We start from the raw sequence: 18,399 nt of genomic DNA on the forward strand, positions 1-18,399 counted from the left end.
CCGCATGTTCCCCCTCCCCTCCGCCGGGCGACTTTCCGGAGCACCTGCCCAAAAGGTCCCGGCCCGGCTACGCTGAATCCGTGCCGGACGACGTGGGGGGCAAGCCGTTCCCGGACGGCTGGGAGCCCGACGACGACCGCGGGGGCGCGGACAAGGACTTCGCCTCCGTGGTGTTCGACGAGGACTTCATCCGGGCCGCCGTCGTCCATGAACCCACCGCCGTGGAGCGGCTCCTGGCCGCCGCCGAGGCCCGCGCGCAGGCCGACGCCGCCCGGGCCCGCCGCAGCCGCCGCCCCACGGACGGCGAATACGGCTCCTACGGCCGCTCCAGGGCCCATCACGACCCGCAGGACCTGGACTACGACCCCGACGGTGACGACGATGCCGAACCGGGCTCCTTCGGTCCGGGCGGCTACCGGGGCGCAGCCCGCTGGCACCGCCCGGTCGCCTGGCTGCTGGCCCTGGTGATGGGCGTCGGGATGGTCGCCCTCGCCTTCTCCGCCGTCTACCGGGGCGCCTCGGCCAACCGCCAGGACCCGGCGCCGCCGCCCGTGACCAGCGGGGTGGACCAGCCCGGGGCGATTCCGCCGGCCGCCGTGGAGCACTTTCGCCCCACGGTCTCCGCCACAGCCCCCGCTCCCTGAACCGCCCCGCGCCCTTCCCCGCGCCCGCCGAACGGCCCGCCCGTCACCCGTTCGGCGGTGGCCCCGGCCGCCACTTTCCGCCGCTCTCCGCGTTTACGTCACCGTCGATCGACCTACTCTGATGATGTGACCCCTCGCTTCCCGGGGGGCTTCTCGCTGCCGGACGCGGACGCCCGGCGGCCGAAGCAGACCGTTGCGCACCGAGCAGACCGGTGGTGCGGAGATGCGGGAGAGACGTCATGACAGGCCGCTCAGAACCGCCGAACGGCGCGCCCGAGAACCCCGAGGGCGGCGAGGACGAGTACCGCTCTCTCGTCTTCGACGAATCGTTCATCCGAAGTGCCCGCATGCAGGAGTTCTCGGCCCAGGAGCGGATGGGCGAGCACGCCCGCGCCGTGCGGACGCTGCCGGAGCCGGTACCCCCGGCCGGCCATGGCTCCCGGGCCGCCATCGTGCTGGTCGTCCTCATCGCCCTGGCCTTCGTCACGGCCGTCTACATCGGCTTCCGCAACCCCTATCCGCAGCCCGTCACCCGGCGGGCCGAACCGCTGCGGACCACCGTGGTGCCGCTGGCCCCGCGCGGCTCCGTCCCCGCCGGATCACCCGAGCGGCTCTACCGGGCCGCCCCGGTCTCCGGCTTCCGGGTCGGCGCGGCGGGCATCAACTTCCCCTCCGTACGGCGCACGCAGAACTTCTCGGACAGCCAGATCACCACCGCCCTCGCCATCGTCAAGGACTACCTGGTGGAGTCCTCGCTCAACCCGGACGTCCTCACCGGCCAGGTCCGCCGGCCCGTCGAGCAGCTGCTGGACCCGGACCAGCGGGGTCAGTTCGAACGGTCCATGAGCAGCCCCGCCGACGACGGGCTCCACGCCGCCACCGGCTGGCTGGTGCGCTTCGACCCGGCCCAGGTGGAACTCGCGGACACGCAGGCCCGGGTCCAGGGCACCCTCGCGTACGCGGAGGACGGCGCGGGCACCCTGGAGGTCGTCTCGGACCACACCTTCACCTACGCCCTGCGTCCGGCCGCAGGACCCCGGAAGGAGGACGGCGCCTCGCTCTTCACCGTCCGCCGCGAGCTGACCTTCCGCTTCGACCGGGAGGACCTGCGGCTGCACCGGCTGGAGCTGCGCACCGCCCTCGTACAGGCCGGGCCGCAGTCCTGCTCGTCCGGCGCGACGGGGACGCTGCGCCCGCTCCTGGCGGGTGAGCGGGCGGACGACCGGGGTCCCGCGGCCACCGACCCGTACGCTCCGGGCCGGCCCGGAGCGGCACTCTGCGGGACCCTGGCACCGCTGGGCGCCCCCGCAGCAGCCCCTACGCCTTTCGGGGCCCCTCCTCAGGCCCCTGTGGACCCTCGGTCCCTCCGGGAGTTCCGCCCCCGTCCGTAGCGGTCGGGCCCGCACCACCCCTGGCGGCCCCGGCACCTCCGGTGAACCTGTCGCGCAGCTTCCCGCCCAGGTCCCCGGCGCCCCCGGCGATGTCACCGACCAGCTTCATCAGCGGGTCCTTGCTGGTGCGCACCGTGTCGGCGTAGTGCGAGGCCGAGTCCCGGAAGGAGTCCGACACGGAGGCGTCCTTGTCCTCGTCGCGCCGGGGGTAGTGGCCGTCCATGATCCGCTGGAAGTCGCGGGTCTCCGACCACTTCTTCAGCTCGGCGGCCCGCACCGTGGTGAAGGGGTGCGTCCGGGGCAGCACATTGAGGATCTTGAGGACCGAGTCCCGCAGGTCCCCGCCCTTCTCGTACTCGTCTGCCTGGGCGAGGAAGGCGTCCACGTTCATCTCGTGCAGGTGGTTGCCACCGGCGATCTTCATCAGCCCGCGCATCGAGGCCTGGATGTCCTGGCCCACGAGCAGCCCGGCCCGGTCGGCGGAGAGCTCCGACTTGCGGAACCACTCGCGCAGCGCCGTCACTATCGCCATGATCGCCATGTTGCCCAGCGGGATCCAGGCGACCTTCACGGCCAGGTTGGTCAGGAAGAGCAGTATCGTCCGGTACACCGAGTGACCGGAGAGCGCGTGGCCCACCTCGTGGCCCACCACCGCCCGCATCTCCTCCTCGTCGAGCAGCTCGACCAGGCCGGTGGTGACCACGATGATCGGCTCGTCCAGCCCGATACACATGGCGTTGGGCTGCGGGTCCTGCTTGACGTACATCGGCGGGACCTTCTCCAGGTCCAGGATGTAACACGCGTCGCGCAGCATGTCGTTGAGGTGGGCGAACTGCGCTTCGCTCACCCGGACGGAGTCGGAGAGGAAGAGCAGCCGCAGGCTCCGCTCCGGGAGCAGCCCGCTGAGCGCCTTGAACACGGTGTCGAAACCGGTGAGCCGACGCAGGGCCACCAGGGCCGAGCGGTCCGCCGGGTGCTCGTAGGCCCGGGAGGAGATCCCGGGGAATCGCCTGCGTGCCCTGCTCGGCACGTTCTCGTGACTGCTGTCGGTCATGGGTGGCCCCCTGTTCGTACGAGACGTCGCTCGTCCCCCGGACAAAAGCCAGCGTATGCGCTGGCGCTACGGTGTGCGGGGGGCTGTGGATAACTGTGAGGAGCGCCCGAAATGCCGCACACCGCCGTACTGCTCGCCGCCGCGTCCAGTGAGCAGGGACCGGGGGCCACCCTTCGGATCGTGCTGCTGGCCTCGATCGTCGGAGCGGTGCTGCTCGCCTGGTTCCTGCTGCGTGGTTACCGCGACAACGATGACAACGACTGAGTCGGCGTGAGCGTGCCCAGGGTGCCCGCATACGATGTGCCCGACGTCTTGCTTCCGACTCACGATCGATAGGTCCTGCCGAAGATGAGCCTCACGAGCACCGCACACGAGCTGGTCACCCTCGCCTCCGGAGGCGAGGGCGGCGGCAACCACGAAAGCCTCAGCCCTTACCTCGTCGGAGGCCTGGCCTTCCTCGCGCTGATGTTCCTGCTGTGGATCACCACCCGCTTCAACCGCGACCGCTGAGTCAGAGGCGTACAGCTGTGCCAGTAGGCTCTGCACGCATGGGAGAGCAGGAAGTGCCTACCGGCCCTGAGAAGCGCCGGATCGGCGTCATGGGCGGGACGTTCGACCCGATCCATCATGGACACCTGGTGGCGGCCAGTGAAGTGGCCGCCCAGTTCCATCTCGACGAGGTCGTGTTCGTCCCGACCGGGCAGCCGTGGCAGAAGAGCCACAAGACGGTCTCCCCGGCCGAGGACCGCTACCTGATGACGGTCATCGCCACCGCGTCCAACCCGCAGTTCTCGGTCAGCCGCAGTGACATCGACCGTGGCGGACCGACGTACACCATCGATACGCTGCGGGACCTGCGCGAGGTCCACGGCGACGCGGACCTCTTCTTCATCACCGGCGCCGACGCGCTCTCCCAGATCCTCACCTGGCGCGACGCGGAGGAGCTGTTCTCGCTCTCCCACTTCATCGGTGTGACCCGGCCGGGTCACGTGCTCACGGACGACGGACTCCCCGAGGGCGGCGTCTCCCTCGTGGAGGTGCCCGCGCTGGCGATCTCGTCCACGGACTGCCGTGAGAGGGTCGCGCAGGGGGAGCCGGTCTGGTACCTGGTGCCGGACGGTGTGGTCCGCTACATCGACAAGCGCCAGCTGTACCGCGGCGACTGAGCCACGGAGAGGGGCACCGGTGAACGACCGACAGAACCCGTACGACCACGACCCGTACTACCAGCAGCCGCAGATCATCGGCTACGACGAGTACGGGCAGCCGGTGTACCAGCAGCAGGGGCAACAGCAGGACGGACAGCAGTACGACTCCTACGGCGCTCAGCAGGGCCAGGGGCAGAGTCAGGGGCAGGTCCCCGACGCGGGGTACGGATACGACCCGTACGGCCAGTCCCAGCAGCCCCAGGGCCAGCCCTACGACCCCTACGCGGGGCAGCAGCAGGACCAGGGTGGCCAGGGATACGGCCAGAGCCAGGGGCAGGGCCCCGGGCAGGGCTACGGCTACGGGGGCTACACCGACTACGGCTACGCCACCGGGCAGCAGCCCGCCGCCGTCGACACCGGCCGGTGGAACCTCCCGCAGCAGGCAGCCGCCCCCGCACCGGAGCAGGCACCGCAGCCGGCCGCGCGGCCCGGGCGTGAGCAGGCCCCCGAGCCGGAGCCGGTGACCGAGGTGGACCCCGCCGTCCCCGGACAGCGCGGCCCCGCGCCGGACTACCGCACCGAACAGTTCTCGTTCATCGAGGAGCCCGACGAGGACTCCGAAGACGTCATCGACTGGCTGAAGTTCACCGAGAGCCGCAGCGAGCGGCGCGAGGAAGCGCGGCGCAAGGGCCGCAACCGGATGATCGCCCTCATCGTCGTCGCCGTGCTCGTGGTCGTCGGCGGCGTCGGGTACCTCTGGTCCGCCGACATGCTCCCCGGCCTCTCCGGCCCGGAGGAGAAGAAGTCCGTCGCCGTAGGCGCGCAGCAGCGCGACGTGATCGTGGTGCACCTGCACAACACCAAGAAGGGCGGCACGTCGACCGCACTGCTCGTCGACAACGCCACCACCAAGCAGGGCACCACCGTCCTGCTGCCGAACACCCTCGCCGTCGCCGGTGACGACGGGGCCACCACCACACTGGGCAAGTCCGTCGACGACGACGGCAGGACCGGCACCAGGGAGTCGATCGAGACCCTCCTGGGTACCAAGATCAGCGGCACCTGGCGGCTGGACACCCCGTACCTGGAGATCCTCGTCGAGCAGGTCGGCAACATCGAGATGGACACCGACATCGATGTGCCCGACGCCAAGAAGGGTGCCGCGCCCCTGGTGAAGAAGGGGGAGGCGCAGACGCTCAGCGGCCCGATGGCCGTCGCGTACGCCACCTACCTCGCACCCGGGGAGGCCGAGGCCAAGCAGCTGACCCGGTTCGGGGAGGTCATGCGCGCGGTGCTGCGCAAGATCTCGGAGGACCCCAAGGCCGCGACCGTGACCGTGGAGACACTGGCGCAGGTCCTGGATCCGTCGCTGCCCGAGAAGGACCTCGGAGCCTCGCTGGCCAAGCTGGCCTCGCGGGCCAAGGTCGGCGACTACAAGACGGCGATGCTGCCGGTCCAGGACGACGGTACCCTCACCGACGCGGCCACCCGCAGCGTCGTCAAGGACATCCTCGGCGGCGCGGTGAAGGCTCCCGAGGAGGGCGCGCCCCTGCGGGTCGCCGTCCGCAACGCCACCGGGGACACCCGCGCCGGGGAATCCGCCCGGATCGTACTGGTCAACGGCGGTTACGCCTTCGTGGACAGCGGCAAGGCCGAGACCGAGGCCGAGTCCGTGGTGCTGTACCGCAGCGCCGGGGACAAGGAGAAGGCCACGGAGGTCGCCAAGACCCTCGGGCTGCCCGCCGGGGCCGTGAAGAAGGGCGAACCGGCCGCGAACGCGGACGTGTCCGCCGTGCTGGGGCAGGACTACAAGACCGAGTAATCGCCGGCGGGAAGGGTTGTCGGCGGTCCGTGAGACCCTAGAGGTTGCATCCGACCGCCGACGAAAGCCTGCATGTGACCGCCACGGACCGCTCCATCGAGCTCATCAACGCCGCCGCTCAGGCGGCCGCCGACCGGCTCGCGCACGACATCATCGCCTACGACGTCAGCGATGTGCTGTCGATCACCGACGCCTTCCTGCTGGCCTCGGCTCCCAACGACCGCCAGGTCAAGTCGATCGTCGACGAGATCGAGGAGCAGCTCCAGAAGCAGCTCGGCGTCAAGCCGGTGCGCCGTGAGGGCGACCGCGACGCCCGCTGGATCCTCCTCGACTACGTCGACATCGTCATCCACGTCCAGCACAGCGAGGAGCGCGTCTTCTACGCGCTGGAGCGCCTGTGGAAGGACTGCCCGGAGATCGCCCTCCCCGAGGACGCGATCAAGACCCGCGGCAAGGCCGAGGAGCACGCACAGCTCAGCGGCAGCACGGAAGGTGACCAGAACTGAACGGCAGCCGCAGCGGCAGGGGCCGCAGAATCGTCCTCTGGCGTCATGGCCAGACCGCGTGGAACCTGGAGCGGCGCTTCCAGGGCTCCACGGACATCGAGCTCACCGAGGAGGGCGTCGGGCAGGCCCGCAGGGCCGCCCGGCTGCTCGCCTCGCTGAAGCCCGACGCCGTCGTCGCCTCCGACCTCCGGCGGGCGGCGGCCACGGCTGCCGAGCTCGCCGCCGTCACCGGTCACACCGTGGCCCACGACGCCGCACTCCGTGAGACGTACGCGGGTGCCTGGCAGGGCCTGACGCACGGAGAGATCGTCGAGCGGTACGGCGAGCAGTACGCGGCGTGGAAGCGCGGCGAGCCGGTGCGCAGGGGTGGCGGCGAGCTGGAGACCGAGGTCGCCGACCGGGCCGCACCGGTCGTCCTGGAGCACGCCGAGAAGCTGCCCGTCGACGGCACGCTCGTCGTGGTCAGCCACGGCGGCACGATCAGGACGACGATCGGCCGTCTCCTCGGCCTGGAGGCGCACCACTGGGAAGGGCTCGGCGGGCTGACCAACTGCTGCTGGTCCGTCCTGGGCGAGGGCGCGCGCGGCTGGCGCCTGCTGGAGCACAACGCCGGCACGCTGCCGGAACCGGTGCTCGGCGACGACGACTAGGGCCTCCCGGACCCTGTTCGCGGGCCGTGGCAGGGCCGTCCCCGGGCGGCCGCGGCCGGATTTCACTTTCCGGCAGGTCGCAGGCTAAAGTTCTTCTTGTTCGCAGCGCGGAAACGCAGGGAAACACAGCGAACAGCGGGGCTATAGCTCAGTTGGTAGAGCGCCTGCATGGCATGCAGGAGGTCAGGAGTTCAATTCTCCTTAGCTCCACTCAAGACAGGTGAAGCCGGGCAGTTCATGATCTTCCTCGATGAGGATCACGAACCGCCCGGCTTTCCTCGTTCTCCTGTCCGGATGTCGCGACCATGAGAACCGGGCGACTGCGATTCAGCCCTCCGCGTCGACTCGCGCCGGGGGCGTCTTCGGGGAGGCGTAGCGCGCTCGCGTCTCCTCGCCCGCCGCCGGGGATCGGCCGCAGGGAGCGGCCCTTGAGTGCGTTGTGGGTCTGGGCGGAGTCCCATGTCGAGGATGTTCTCGACGCACCGGACCGGTACGACGCCGCTGTCGACGACCGGACCCCCTCGCGCCCTGAGAGCGCGAACCTTCCTCGGGAGGCGGCGAGCGGGCTGACCCCCTTGCGGGGCCATGGCAGAATCGGAGCGCCGGAGGGGGCGACGGACCGATCGGGAGGGAGCGCGATGCCTGCGAGTCGCGAACACGTCCCCGACCTGCCCCTTGCCGCAGACCCGTGCCCCGGCCCCGTAACGTCCGAAGATCGATCCCGGCTCGGCTGTCCGTCCTGCGGTTCGTCCCACGTGGCCCAAGTGCTGGGCGACAACGGAGGGGTCTCCTACGTGTGCACGGCCTGCGGCCACAGCTGGAGCTGACTGATGGGTGCACACAGGCGTAAGTGCGACTGGTGCGGCAGCGGTACGCCCATTGTCAGGGACATGGATCCGATCAACCCGGAATACCAGTACTGGTGCGAGGAATGCGCCCGGGCGCTGATCATAAAAGGCGACCCCATCGAGACCTACCGGGAGCTGGAGGGGGAGCCGATCTACGGGCGGCTGCTGGAGGAGCACTGCACCCTCAAGCGCTTCTACTCCTTCGCCACGGCATGATCCTCCGGGCCTCTGACCTGCGGCTGACGGTTCAACCTCTGGAGCAATTCGGGCATATGTGTGCGTATCGGAAACGATTTGGTGAAGCACCGGGGGGACCGTGTAATGTTCTCGATGTCGCCAAGGGAGACCAGGCGGCAAACAGCAAGGGGCTATAGCTCAGTTGGTAGAGCGCCTGCATGGCATGCAGGAGGTCAGGAGTTCAATTCTCCTTAGCTCCACAAGTTCCACATGAAGAAGCGGGCCACCCGATCCGGGTGGCCCGCTTCTTCATGTCGTGGTGCCTGGTCAGTTGCGTCCGCTGCCCAGGGCCCGCCGGTTGACGGCGGGCAGCGCGGGGCGCTGCTCGGCGGCCGGCTGCTCGATCCGCAGCGCCAGCGCGGGGCAGCGCCGTACGGCCCGCTGGGCGCGTCCGCGCAGATGCATCGGGACCGAGGCGTCCGCCACCGCCGGATAGCCGTCGGGGCCCAGCCTGATCAGCTCGGGGACGATGTCCGCGCAGAGGCCGTGGCCCTGGCAGAGCGTCCAGTCCACCGCCAGCTTCTCGCCGCTCGGAATCGACTCCTCCAGGTCCTGGTAGCCGGAGGCGGGCAGCGGCAGCACGCCGAGCGTCTCGCGGCCGCAGCCGCCGTCCAGGACATGGGCGGCGAGGTCGTCGGTGAACGCCGACAGCGTCGACATCAGGAACCGCGCCGAACCGTCCGGGTGCTTGCACGCGCCCCGGCCCTTCACGGCCTGGGTCACCTCGCGCAGGGCCTCCAGCGCGGCGGGCCCGCCGCCGTTCAGCACATCGGAGAGCCCGCCCGCCGCCGCCGGGAGCCCCAGCTTGCACGGGCCGCACTGTCCGGCGGTCTCGGCGGCCAGCCAGTTCGCGATCCGGAGGGACTCGCCGAGCGGGCAGGTCTCCGGCCCGATCGGCAGGAGTGCGCCCGCGCCGAGCGCGCCGCCGACGGTGGCCAGGGACTCGCGGGATATCACCGCGTTGTGGGAGGCGACCGCGTCGATCCAGTTGCCGTGGTAGCCGCCGGTCAGGACCCCTTGGGGCAGCGGCGGCGCCCCGGCCAGCTGGAGGATGTACCGCAGCGGCACCCCGGTCGGCACCTCGATGACCATGGGCCGCGTCACCGTGCCGGAGACGGTCAGCAGGACGGTGCCGGGTTCGTTCGGCAGCCCGGTGTGCCCGTAGCGGCGCGGGCCGATCCGGGCGGCGACGGCGAGCTGGGCGTACGTCTCCGCGTTCGACAGCAGGGTCGGCGAGCCGCCTACCCCGGTCTCGGCCGCCCGCTCGCGCCGGCCGGGGGGCATGGCGGGGCCGCCGTTGGCCGCCCGGATCACCGAGGACGCCTCGCCGGAGACCATGCGCTCCGGGGTGCGGACCACGCGGGCGCGCAACTGCTGGCCGCGCCGGTCGGAGAGGCCGCGCTCGGCCAGTGCCGCGCGTACGGAGACCTCGGTGGAGTTACGGGTGACGGCGACGACCAGCGTGCGCGCGCCGAGCGCCTCAGCGGCCAGCAGAGCGCCGTCCAGGATCAGGTGCGGGGCGCGGTTGAGCAGGACGGTGTCCTTTCGGCAGGCGGGCTCGCCCTCGCTCCCGTTGATCACGACCACGGGGCGGACCCCGCGCCGGATGGACGCCTTCGCCACCGCCCGCATCTTCTTCCCGAAGGGGAACCCGGCGCCGCCCCGCCCGCGCAGGGAGATCGCTTCGGCCAGCTCGGCCAGCCGCTCGCCGGTCATCGGTTCGAGGGGTCCGTGCACCTTCAGGTGCATGGCGAGGTCGAGCCGCTCCACCAGGTCGAAGCCGGTGGTCAGTTGCGGCAGGCCGACGACGCGGACCTCGGGAACATCGGGGAGGGGGGCATTCACGGTCGGTCTCCTGCGGGTGCGTGCCACGGTTCTCCGGCCGGGGGCGCGGAGAACGGTCCGGTCGGCGGTTCGGCGCCGGTGCCGGGGGTGGGTGTGATGGGGACGGCTGTGGAGAAGGGCTCGGGCGCCGGCGCGGCCCGGTACGGGGTTTCGTAGGAGGCTTCGTAGGAAGGAGCGGGGGCGCTGTACATCGGGACGCTGCCGGTCGGGGCGCTGTCGAAGGAAGGCGTCGCGTCAGCTGTGCCGTACGCCGAGGTGCCGTAGAAGGACGTCGCGTGGAGCGGCGACGCGTACAGCGGTGGTTCCTGCGGGGGCGCGTAGGTGTGCTCGGCTCCTTGCGGGCCGTGGTGGGCCTGCGCGGGCGGGGCGGGGGACGGAGCGGGCCACCTGGCGCCCGGCGGGCAGGTGGCGTCACCGGCCTGGGAGACGGCACGGTATCCGGCCGATATCCCCGGCCCGCCCGTCGCCCCGGTCCCCGGCCCGCCCGCAGGGCCGTCGGCGAGCCGGTCGGAGCTGCGGGGCGGCGGTTCGTACGCCGGAGGCTGGACCCCGTACAGCAGTTCCGTCGGCGCCTCGTGCAGCGAGCCGGACAACGGTGCGGGCGGGGGCATCGGAGGCGGCAGCGGCGCCGACAGGGTGCGTGGGCGCACCGGAGTGCCCCGGACCTCCCGGTCCGGGGCACTCCACCCCTCGGGGTCCGCCACAGGCGGCTCGCGGTCCCGGCGGGACCCCCGCTCCGCGCCCGGCCGGGAGGACCCGCGCAGCACCGGGTCCGGCATGTCGAAGTCCGCGTCCGGGCTCATCAGCGCGGTGATCCGGTCGGTGATCCGGCGCTTCGTCGGACGGGGCAGCAGCCGCAGGCACAGGGTGCCGGCGACGGCGGTGAGGCAGAGGCTGTACATCACGACGACCCAGGTGGCGGGCGCCCTGCCCGCGTACAGGCCGTGGACCAGCGCGGCGCACCAGGCCGGATAAGCCAGGGCGTGCAGGGCGCGCCACCGGCCCGCGATCCCGCCCGCCTCCCGGGGGGAGCCCAGCGACTGCCCCAGCCGGGTGGCCGTGGGGGAGGGGTGGGCGAACGCGCTGCGCAAGGCGCCGGTCGCGGCCGTGACGACCATGAGCAGTCCGGCCAGCGAGCCGAAGCCGATCAGCCCTGCCGTACCCGTGACACCGAGGCCGAAGGGTATGAGGGCGCCGATCAAGGACACATGGCCGAGGGCGATCTTCACGGTGCCGTGCAGCAGCAGGAAGCCGAGCGCGGCGATGGCCGTGGCCCGGTGGATGCCCTGGCAGACGATCCGCTGGCGGGTGGAGAGGAACAGCCGGTCGGTGGCCAGCAGGCCCCAGGCGACGGCCGCGCTGAGCGACACCAGCGACAGGACGCCGGTGGTGAAATCGAGGGTGGCGCGGAAGCCGTCGCTCCCTGCGACGGCGAGCAGAGGGACGAAAACCAGGGCGGTGACAGTCAGGCCGCCCTGTACAGGCCGACTCATTCCGGGGCTCATGCTGGGGGATACGCGGATCTTGCGATGAGGGTTCATAGGGGCGACTCCGAATAGTTCGGCAAAGCGGTCCCGCTGCCGCATGCTAGGACGCCCCATACCAACCAGTACGGGCTTTGCTCGGTTGCCCCGATAGAAGTCGGTACGCCGAGTAACCTCCGCTTCCCAGGTGTTCCCGCCGTCCCGCGCGTCGCCCCAGGACTCCGCACAAAGCCCACCGGAAGACCGCCGGACACACACCGCGCGCCCACGGGAACAGCACGCGTCAACTACTGAGGGCGACGAATGAGCAGATGGAAACAGCTTGCGCGAACATGTGGAAACGGCTCGCGTGAGCAGGTGGGGGCCGCCTCGCGCACGCGATGTCCGCCCACCGGCCACGCCCCGCTCCCCTTCGGGCCCGTGCGGTACCCTGACGCCATGCGTGCCGTACGCCTTCTGCTCAGCGAGCCGCGCTGAAGAGTCCCGACCGGTGAGAACGCCTGGTCGGAGTCAGCGCGGCGTCCCCTCCTGTGCGAGGGGATTTTTCGTTTCCCGGCAGATGACGATCGATGGAGCTTTGAGGATCATGAGCGAGACGAATTCCGCAGCCGAGACGGCCGCGCCGCACCGCTACACGGCGGCGATGGCCGCCGACATCGAGGCACGCTGGCAGGACTTCTGGGACGCGGAGGGGACGTACGAGGCGCCGAACCCCACCGGTGACCTGGCGGGCGACCCGGAGCTGGCCGCCAAGCCGAAGAAGTTCATCATGGACATGTTCCCGTACCCCTCGGGTGCGGGGCTGCACGTCGGACACCCGCTGGGCTACATCGCCACCGATGTCTACGCCCGCCACCAGCGGATGACCGGCCACAACGTGCTGCACACCCTGGGCTTCGACGCGTTCGGCCTGCCCGCCGAGCAGTACGCGGTCCAGACGGGCACCCACCCCCGGGCCTCCACCGAGGCCAACATGGAGAACATGAAGGTCCAGCTGCGCCGGCTGGGCCTGGGCCACGACAACCGCCGCTCGTTCGCGACGATCGAGGCCGAGTACTACAAATGGACGCAGTGGATCTTCCTGCAGATCTTCAACTCCTGGTACGACACCGAGGCCGACCGGGCACGCCCGATCGCCGAGCTGGTCGAGCAGTTCGAGAACGGCACGCGGGCGACCCCCGAGGGTCGTGAGTGGAGCGCCCTGAGCGCCGCCGAGCGCGCCGACCTGCTGGGCCGGTACCGCCTGGCGTACGCCTCCGACGCACCCGTCAACTGGTCGCCGGGGCTGGGTACCGTGCTGGCCAACGAGGAGGTCACCGCCGACGGTCGCTCCGAGCGCGGCAACTTCCCCGTCTTCAAGGCCAAGCTGCGCCAGTGGAACATGCGCATCACCGCCTACGCCGACCGGCTGCTGGACGACCTGGACGGGCTGGACTGGCCCGAGGCCATCAAGCTGCAGCAGCGCAACTGGATCGGGCGGTCCGAGGGCGCCCGCGTCGAGTTCCCGGTCGACACCGCCGGTGGCATCACCGTATTCACCACCCGGCAGGACACCCTGTTCGGCGCCACCTACATGGTCCTGGCGCCCGAGCACGAGCTGGTCGAGCGGATCATCCCGGCCGCCTGGCCCGAGGGAACGCACCCGGTGTGGACCGGCGGCCACGCGAGCCCGGCCGAGGCCGTCACCGCGTACCGCAAGCAGGCCGCCGCAAAGTCCGACGTCGAGCGGCAGGCCGAGGCCAAGGACAAGACCGGCGTCTTCACCGGCGCGTACGCGACCAACCCGGTCAGCGGCGACAAGGTTCCCGTCTTCATCGCGGACTACGTCCTGATGGGCTACGGCACCGGCGCGATCATGGCTGTACCGGCGCACGACGCACGCGACTTCGCCTTCGCGCGCGCCTTCGAGCTGCCGATGCGCTGTGTCGTCCAGCCCTCCGACGACCGCGGGACCGACCCCTCCACATGGGACGACGCCTTCGCCTCGTACGACGCGAAGCTGGTCAACTCCGCCAACGACGAGGTCTCACTGGACGGTCTGGGCGTCGTCGAGGCCAAGGCGAGGATCACCGAGTGGCTGCAGGACCACGGCGTCGGTGAGGGCACCGTCAACTTCCGGCTGCGCGACTGGCTGTTCAGCCGCCAGCGCTACTGGGGCGAGCCCTTCCCGATCGTGTACGACGAGGAGGGCATCGCCCACCCGCTGCCCGAGTCGATGCTGCCCCTGGAGCTGCCGGAGGTCGAGGACTACTCGCCGCGCACCTTCGACCCGGAGGACGCCGACACCCAGCCGGAGACCCCCCTGTCGCGCAACGCCGACTGGGTCAACGTGACGCTGGACCTGGGCGACGGCGCTGGTCTGCGGAGTTACCGCCGCGAGACCAACACCATGCCCAACTGGGCCGGTTCCTGCTGGTACGAGCTGCGCTACCTGGACCCGACCAACGACCGGCAGTTGGTCGACCCGGCGATCGAGCAGTACTGGATGGGCCCGCGCGAGGGGCAGCCCACCGGCGGTGTCGACCTGTACGTCGGCGGCGCCGAGCACGCCGTGCTGCACCTGCTGTACGCGCGCTTCTGGTCGAAGGTGCTGCACGACCTGGGCCACATCTCCTCGGCCGAGCCGTTCCACAAGCTGTACAACCAGGGCATGATCCAGGCCTTCGTCTACCGCGACGCCCGGGGCATCGCCGTCCCCGCCGCCGAGGTGGAGGAGCGCGACGGCGCCTTCTACTACGAGGGCGAAAAGGTCAGCCGCGTCCTGGGGAAGATGGGCAAGTCCCTGAAGAACGCGGTCACGCCGGACGAGATCTGCGCCGAGTACGGTGCGGACACCCTGCGCCTGTACGAGATGGCGATGGGCCCGCTGGACGTGTCGCGTCCCTGGGACACGCGTGCCGTGGTCGGCCAGTACCGGCTGCTGCAGCGGCTGTGGCGCAACGTGGTCGACGAGGAGACCGGCGAGGTCACCGTCGTCGACACGGAGCCCACTGAGGACACCCTGAGGGCCCTGCACAAGGCCATCGACGGGGTCGGCCAGGACCTGGAGGGGATGCGGTTCAACACCGCCATCGCCAAGATCACCGAGCTGAACAACCACCTGACCAAGGCGGGCGGCCCGTTGTCGCGGTCCGTGGCCGAGCGGCTGGTCCTGCTGATCGCCCCGCTGGCCCCGCACATCGCGGAGGAGCTGTGGCGCCGGCTGGGCCACACCGAGTCCGTCGTCCACCAGGACTTCCCGGTGGCCGATCCGGCGTACGTCGTGGACGAGACCGTCACCTGTGTCGTCCAGATCAAGGGCAAGGTCCGCGCCCGCCTGGAGATCTCGCCCTCCATCACGGACGAGGAGCTGGAGGCGCTGGCCCTGGCGGACGAGGCGGTCGTCGCGGCGCTGGGCGGGGCCGGGATCCGCAAGGTGATCGTGCGTGCGCCGAAGCTGGTGAACATCGTCCCCGCGTGACGGCCGTCCGCCGAAGGCCGCGGTGGCTGGTCAGGGCCATCCCCTACGGGCAGGTTGGGGGTTCCGAAGGAACCCTCGGCCTGCCCGTTCCGTTTACGGTGGAGGGGAGCGACCGCTACCGGCAGCCGCATCGAGAACCGAGAGGCATTCATGGAAGCCGCGATCACGATCCTGGCGCTGCTCTTCGTCGCCTTCATCGCGCTGGGCGTCTATGCGACCGTGAAGGCCGTCGGCGCGGCCAAGCGAGGTGTGGACCGCACGATCACCCAGGCCCGTCGCACGGTGGAGGACACCACGCTCCGGGCCAAGAGCTTCGGCCAGACCGGCGTCGCGGGGGAGCTGGCCCAGCTCCGGCTCGACCTGCGCACCTCGATGCGCGCCACCCAGGACGCCCTGCACGCCGGGGTGGCGGAGGACTCCTCGCTCGCGGAGTCGCTCGGCCTCTTCCGGCGGCTGAGCGCCCACGGCCTGGAGCTGGACGAGGAGCTGAAGCGGCTGGAGCGCGAGCCGGACCGGGCGACGGTCGCCGGCCTGCTGCCGCAGCTGAGGGAGCGCACGCAGCGGATCACGCACTCGGCGGACTCGCTGCGCTGGGCGGCCCGGGACCGTGCGCGGCAGTTCGCCGACGACGACCTGGACGCGCTGAACGCGCAGATCGACATCGAGGCGGGGGCCCTGCGGCACTGGACCGTGGAGGAGCAGCAGCCCGGGCAGGCTCCGGGGGCCGCCTACCAGGGATCGGGCGCCGGGGGTGCGCGGGGGCGTGACGCCGGGGTGGACTGGCCCGAGCCGGCCGCCAGGGCCGGCAACAGCAGCACGGCGGACGAGTCCTGGGGCGGGCCGGCCCGCGAGGAGGCCCCGCAGGCGATCACCGCGCCGGACCCGCACCTGCGGACGAAGTACCCGTGGCAGAAGTCGACCAGGCCGGAGACGACCAACTGACGGCGGGCCGTCCGGCCTTTTTCGTTCGGCAGCCGATGGGTGGATGGCTGATGGTGACAGGACGCGTCCCGAAGTGACCACGAATGATCGCCGGGGCCGGGGCCGGGCTCCCGCACTCCCACCTCGGCAGGTAACCTCCCGCTCATGTCCCGCCATGTCGCTATCGTCACTGATTCAACGGCCTACCTGCCGCGCCGGACGATGGAACGGCACGGCATCACCGCGGTGCCGCTGACCGTCGTCCTGGGCGATCAGGCGCTGGAGGAGGGCACGGAGATCTCGGCCCGCTCGCTCGCCCTGGCCCTGCAGAAACGCCACTCCGTGACCACCTCGCGCCCCAGCCCCGAGGTCTTCGCCGCGACCTACCGGGCGGCGGCCGAGGGCGGAGCCGACGCGGTGGTCTCCCTGCACCTGTCGGCGGAGTTCTCGGGCACATACGACGCCGCGCTGCTCGCGGCGAAGGATGCCCCGATCCCGGTACGCGTGGTGGACACAGGCATGGTCGCCATGGCCCTGGGCTTCTGCGCCCTCGCGGCCGCGGAGAGCGCGGAGGCGGGCGGCAGCCCGGACGACATCGTGGCGGCGGCGGAGAAGCGGGCCGCCGGAACATCCGCGTATTTCTATGTCGACACCCTGGACTACCTCCGCAGGGGCGGCCGTATCGGCACGGCCCAGGCACTGCTCGGATCCGCGCTCGCGGTGAAGCCGATCCTCCAGCTCGACGGCGGCCGGATCGAGATGCTGGAGAAGGTACGGACGGCGTCCAAGGCCATCGCCCGCCTGGAGGAGATCGTCGCCGAGCGGGCCGGTCAGGCGACGGTGGACATCGCCGTCCACCACCTCGCCGCGCCCGAGCGCGCGGAGCGCCTGGCCGAGCGGTTGCGGGAACGGGTGCCGGGGCTGGCCGACCTCCATGTCAGCGAGGTGGGCGCGGTGATCGGGGCGCACACGGGGCCGGGGCTGCTCGGCGCGGTGATCTCGCCGCGGTGACGGGGGGACGGTGATGTCCTGGCGGTGACGGTGCCCGGCCCTCGGACGGGTGACTGGGATATCCACAACTGGCCGGTTGTCCACAGGAATCGGGGCTGCTCAGCGGGTTCGGGCGGGTGTGCCTAACGTTGTGAGGCATGGCCCTTCGAACTTCTCGGGTGTCGATCCCCGACGCCCCGTCCGCTGCCGCTGACCACTCGTCCGCCGCTGCTCCGCCCTCGGCTTCTGCGCCTCCGGCGCTGTCTCCCCTCCCGTCTTCGGCTTCGGCTTCCGGTGGTCCGGCCGCTGGAGTGGCGGCCGCCGCCGAACGTGCCCCGGCGGGCGGGCGCCGGGTGCGGCGCGGTCCCGGCAGCCGCCCGAGCGGCCGGGCGGGCGTCCGTCCCGGGGCCCGCCCGGGCAGGCACGGGTCAGCGCGCGGCCGTGCCGCCCTGACCGCCGCGGCGGCGAGGCGCCGGGCAGACGCGCTGATGGCGGGTGGGCCGGGCCCGGGTGGGGGTGCTGAGCCGGTCCCGGGTTCGGTTGCTGAGCCCGGGCCGGGTGTGGCTCCCGGCCTTGGCCCGGGTGTGGTTCCCGAGCCCGGCCCGAACACGTACCCGCTGGCGGACGACCGCGCGGAGGAGAGCGGCCACCCCCAGCCCGGTGGGTCACCGGTTGGGCGTGTGATGTCGGGGCTCCGGGACCGGGTGCCCCTGTGGGTGCGGATCAGGTGGGGGCTGGCGCCGCGGACGGTCGCGGCGCTGGCCCTGGTGCTGGTGGCGGCCGTCGGCCTCGCCGCCTTCCACTTCTGGTCTGTGCGTCCGCAGGGGGTGCGCGCGCCCGAGACGGTGGAGGCGGGGGCCGCGGCGGTGGCCGAGGATCCGTTACGGGCCGGAGGCGCGGACCCGGTGCCCCGGCCGGTCGCGGGCGCACCGCCATCCCCTCCTCCCGAACCGGTCGGGGAGATCGTCGTGGATGTCAGCGGCAAGGTGCACCGCCCGGGCGTCCAGCGCCTTCCGGCCGGTTCCAGAGTGGCGGACGCGCTCCGGGCGGCGGGCGGGGTGCGCGCCGGGACCGATGTGACGGGGCTCAACCGGGCGCGCGTGCTCATGGACGGCGAGCAGGTCGCGGTGGGCTTGCCCCAGGCCCCGGCTGCCCTCGGCGCGACCGGCGGGACGACGGGCGCACCGGGGACGCCCGGTCCGGCGGCACCGCTGAGCCTGAGCGCGGCGACCAAGGAGCAGCTCGAAACTCTGCCGGGGGTCGGGCCCGTGCTGGCGCAGCACATCATCGACCACCGCACGGAGAACGGCGGATTCCGGTCCGTCGACGAGCTCCGGCAGGTCAACGGCATCGGTGACCGCCGGTTCGCCAACCTCCGACCGCTCGTGCAGCCGTGAGC

Annotated in this window: 17 protein-coding genes and 2 tRNA genes; 16 read left to right on the forward strand and 3 right to left on the reverse strand. The window is 71.6% G+C overall.

Annotated elements, in window-relative coordinates; all coding sequences use genetic code 11:
- Positions 1-80 precede the first annotated feature (80 nt).
- Together AMK21_RS02170 and AMK21_RS02175 are read left to right on the forward strand one after the other, a co-directional pair.
- Positions 81-644, forward strand: coding sequence for a hypothetical protein (locus tag AMK21_RS02170; protein ID WP_073873571.1), 564 nt, complete (start codon positions 81-83; stop codon positions 642-644).
- 239 nt (positions 645-883) lie between these two features.
- Positions 884-2,035: a hypothetical protein gene (locus AMK21_RS02175; RefSeq protein ID WP_073873573.1), complete on the forward strand. Its 1,152-nt coding sequence runs from the start codon at positions 884-886 to the stop codon at positions 2,033-2,035.
- Here AMK21_RS02175 and AMK21_RS02180 read toward each other — a convergent pair.
- Entirely contained in the window at positions 1,962-3,089 is a 1,128-nt protein-coding gene (locus tag AMK21_RS02180; protein ID WP_073873575.1) for a M48 family metallopeptidase, read from the reverse strand. The two genes, AMK21_RS02175 and AMK21_RS02180, sit on opposite strands and share 74 nt — an antisense overlap.
- A gap of 111 nt (positions 3,090-3,200) precedes the next feature.
- Between AMK21_RS02180 and AMK21_RS35270 the strand changes: the two genes are divergently transcribed.
- From AMK21_RS35270 to AMK21_RS02220, 10 genes are all read left to right on the forward strand, one after another.
- Positions 3,201-3,353 carry a hypothetical protein gene (locus tag AMK21_RS35270; RefSeq protein ID WP_199863086.1) on the forward strand — a complete coding sequence of 51 codons (153 nt, stop codon included), beginning with the start codon at positions 3,201-3,203 and terminating at the stop codon, positions 3,351-3,353.
- An 84-nt stretch (positions 3,354-3,437) separates the two neighbouring features.
- Positions 3,438-3,599 (forward strand): hypothetical protein, encoded by a 162-nt coding sequence (locus AMK21_RS35275; protein ID WP_199863087.1) that lies wholly within the window; start codon positions 3,438-3,440, stop codon positions 3,597-3,599.
- A gap of 38 nt (positions 3,600-3,637) precedes the next feature.
- Entirely contained in the window at positions 3,638-4,255 is a 618-nt protein-coding gene (nadD, locus tag AMK21_RS02185; RefSeq protein WP_063738414.1) for a nicotinate-nucleotide adenylyltransferase, read from the forward strand.
- Positions 4,256-4,274: 19 nt separating this feature from the next.
- Positions 4,275-6,059, forward strand: coding sequence for an LCP family protein (locus tag AMK21_RS02190; RefSeq protein ID WP_073873577.1), 1,785 nt, complete (start codon positions 4,275-4,277; stop codon positions 6,057-6,059).
- A 74-nt stretch (positions 6,060-6,133) separates the two neighbouring features.
- Positions 6,134-6,565: a ribosome silencing factor gene (gene rsfS / locus AMK21_RS02195; RefSeq protein WP_073873579.1), complete on the forward strand. Its 432-nt coding sequence runs from the start codon at positions 6,134-6,136 to the stop codon at positions 6,563-6,565.
- A complete protein-coding gene (locus AMK21_RS02200) occupies positions 6,562-7,215 on the forward strand; it encodes a histidine phosphatase family protein (RefSeq protein ID WP_073873581.1) in 654 nt (217 codons plus the stop codon). The genes rsfS and AMK21_RS02200 overlap by 4 nt, the downstream gene beginning before the upstream one ends.
- Before the next feature lie 137 nt (positions 7,216-7,352).
- Positions 7,353-7,425: transfer RNA gene (locus AMK21_RS02205), tRNA-Ala, on the forward strand.
- A gap of 428 nt (positions 7,426-7,853) precedes the next feature.
- Positions 7,854-8,042 (forward strand): hypothetical protein, encoded by a 189-nt coding sequence (locus tag AMK21_RS35670; protein ID WP_107429860.1) that lies wholly within the window; start codon positions 7,854-7,856, stop codon positions 8,040-8,042.
- Between the two features lie 3 nt (positions 8,043-8,045).
- Complete coding sequence (locus AMK21_RS02215; protein ID WP_015608461.1) at positions 8,046-8,279, forward strand: hypothetical protein; 234 nt, start codon at positions 8,046-8,048, stop codon at positions 8,277-8,279.
- A 148-nt stretch (positions 8,280-8,427) separates the two neighbouring features.
- Positions 8,428-8,500 (forward strand) — tRNA-Ala (locus AMK21_RS02220).
- A 67-nt stretch (positions 8,501-8,567) separates the two neighbouring features.
- On the opposite strand, the gene AMK21_RS02225 is transcribed toward AMK21_RS02220, so the two are convergent.
- Positions 8,568-10,145, reverse strand: a complete 1,578-nt coding sequence (locus AMK21_RS02225) for an NADH-quinone oxidoreductase subunit NuoF family protein (RefSeq protein ID WP_073873585.1) — start codon at positions 10,143-10,145, stop codon at positions 8,568-8,570.
- Positions 10,142-11,638: a hypothetical protein gene (locus tag AMK21_RS02230; protein WP_073873587.1), complete on the reverse strand. Its 1,497-nt coding sequence runs from the start codon at positions 11,636-11,638 to the stop codon at positions 10,142-10,144. The genes AMK21_RS02225 and AMK21_RS02230 overlap by 4 nt, the downstream gene beginning before the upstream one ends.
- Before the next feature lie 577 nt (positions 11,639-12,215).
- Between AMK21_RS02230 and leuS the strand changes: the two genes are divergently transcribed.
- From leuS to AMK21_RS02250, 4 genes are all read left to right on the forward strand, one after another.
- The gene (gene leuS / locus AMK21_RS02235) at positions 12,216-15,089 is read left to right on the forward strand and encodes a leucine--tRNA ligase (RefSeq protein ID WP_073873589.1); all 2,874 of its coding nucleotides are present in this window, start codon (positions 12,216-12,218) and stop codon (positions 15,087-15,089) included.
- A gap of 150 nt (positions 15,090-15,239) precedes the next feature.
- Positions 15,240-16,031, forward strand: a complete 792-nt coding sequence (locus AMK21_RS02240; RefSeq protein ID WP_073873591.1) for a hypothetical protein — start codon at positions 15,240-15,242, stop codon at positions 16,029-16,031.
- 144 nt (positions 16,032-16,175) lie between these two features.
- Positions 16,176-17,021 (forward strand): DegV family protein, encoded by an 846-nt coding sequence (locus AMK21_RS02245; RefSeq protein WP_073873593.1) that lies wholly within the window; start codon positions 16,176-16,178, stop codon positions 17,019-17,021.
- Between the two features lie 467 nt (positions 17,022-17,488).
- Positions 17,489-18,397, forward strand: a complete 909-nt coding sequence (locus tag AMK21_RS02250) for a helix-hairpin-helix domain-containing protein (RefSeq protein ID WP_234421802.1) — start codon at positions 17,489-17,491, stop codon at positions 18,395-18,397.
- Positions 18,398-18,399: the final 2 nt, after the last annotated feature.

Source organism: Streptomyces sp. CB00316 (genome assembly GCF_001905595.1).
In the GTDB taxonomy this organism is placed as follows: domain Bacteria; phylum Actinomycetota; class Actinomycetes; order Streptomycetales; family Streptomycetaceae; genus Streptomyces.

What these genes read in the sequence shown, in the direction of transcription:
- AMK21_RS35275 (WP_199863087.1), top strand. Translation starts at nt 3,438, where the DNA reads ATGAGCCTCACGAGCACCGCACACGAGCTGGTCACCCTCGCCTCCGGA.
- AMK21_RS02230 (WP_073873587.1), bottom strand. Translation starts at nt 11,638, where the DNA reads ATGAGTCGGCCTGTACAGGGCGGCCTGACTGTCACCGCCCTGGTTTTC.
- AMK21_RS35670 (WP_107429860.1), top strand. Translation starts at nt 7,854, where the DNA reads ATGCCTGCGAGTCGCGAACACGTCCCCGACCTGCCCCTTGCCGCAGAC.
- AMK21_RS02215 (WP_015608461.1), top strand. Translation starts at nt 8,046, where the DNA reads ATGGGTGCACACAGGCGTAAGTGCGACTGGTGCGGCAGCGGTACGCCC.
- AMK21_RS02245 (WP_073873593.1), top strand. Translation starts at nt 16,176, where the DNA reads ATGTCCCGCCATGTCGCTATCGTCACTGATTCAACGGCCTACCTGCCG.
- AMK21_RS35270 (WP_199863086.1), top strand. Translation starts at nt 3,201, where the DNA reads ATGCCGCACACCGCCGTACTGCTCGCCGCCGCGTCCAGTGAGCAGGGA.
- nadD (WP_063738414.1), top strand. Translation starts at nt 3,638, where the DNA reads ATGGGAGAGCAGGAAGTGCCTACCGGCCCTGAGAAGCGCCGGATCGGC.
- AMK21_RS02175 (WP_073873573.1), top strand. Translation starts at nt 884, where the DNA reads ATGACAGGCCGCTCAGAACCGCCGAACGGCGCGCCCGAGAACCCCGAG.
- leuS (WP_073873589.1), top strand. Translation starts at nt 12,216, where the DNA reads ATGAGCGAGACGAATTCCGCAGCCGAGACGGCCGCGCCGCACCGCTAC.
- AMK21_RS02240 (WP_073873591.1), top strand. Translation starts at nt 15,240, where the DNA reads ATGGAAGCCGCGATCACGATCCTGGCGCTGCTCTTCGTCGCCTTCATC.
- AMK21_RS02250 (WP_234421802.1), top strand. Translation starts at nt 17,489, where the DNA reads ATGGCGGGTGGGCCGGGCCCGGGTGGGGGTGCTGAGCCGGTCCCGGGT.
- AMK21_RS02180 (WP_073873575.1), bottom strand. Translation starts at nt 3,089, where the DNA reads ATGACCGACAGCAGTCACGAGAACGTGCCGAGCAGGGCACGCAGGCGA.